A 732-nucleotide genomic window follows, 5' to 3' on the forward strand; every position below is an offset into this window, starting at 1 on the left:
TTTTCTGCCTGTCTCGGGGGCTTGGAGATGTGTATAAGAAACAGGGGCCGCCCGGCCCGTCCGGTCGGCCCTCGCTCCGGAAGCTGCAGCTCGGCGGCCTCATCGACGCGTTCTATTTCCTCGGCCCCGACGACGTGCACGGTTTCTTCCGCGCGGACTCGGGCGGCGGTGGCGCGCTGGTGGCCGCCGTGGAGGCGTACTTCGCCCGCAAGTACGCCGTCGACCCGGACTTCTGGACCGACTTCGGGACCGTCGTGAACGACCCCGCGGGCGGCAGGCGCCCCCTCGATCTCACCGACCCGGACGACGCGGCGGTGTGGGAGGCCCGGCGCAAGGAGTTCGTGCGCTTCTACACCGTGCGCGCGGGCGGCTCGTACAGCCTCGGCTGCCACGACGAGTGGAACATCCTCGTCCGGCTGAACCGGGCACGTGCCGGACACCCCGCCTACGGCCCCGGTGAGCTGATCGCCACCTACTACGGCGAACGCGCCCGCTCGATGGGCGAGAGCGAGCTGGAGACCTCCCCCGCGCTACGAGGTCAAGGAGAAGACCGCGTAGCGCGGGGGACGGACGGGGGTGCGGGGGCACCAAGCGGCCGGTGTCCCCGCGCATACCGAAGGCCCGCCCCTCGGCCTTCAGTTCTAGTGGTCGTTGCAACACCCCAGTTCAGGGGTGGCAATGGACTTCGAGATTCGTGGGGACCGGACGGCTCAGGGGCCTGTGAAGCTGAGC

The 732-nt window shown here is 69.8% G+C and carries 1 protein-coding gene; it reads left to right on the forward strand.

All coding sequences use genetic code 11. From position 1 onward, the window contains the following. Positions 1-29 precede the first annotated feature (29 nt). Positions 30-732, forward strand: a 703-nt coding sequence (locus P1P70_RS45360; RefSeq protein ID WP_319248434.1) for a hypothetical protein, incomplete at its 3' end; no start/stop codon positions are given.

It is taken from the genome of Streptomyces sp. MB09-02B, assembly GCF_033794485.1.
Taxonomy (GTDB): Bacteria; Actinomycetota; Actinomycetes; order Streptomycetales; family Streptomycetaceae; genus Streptomyces.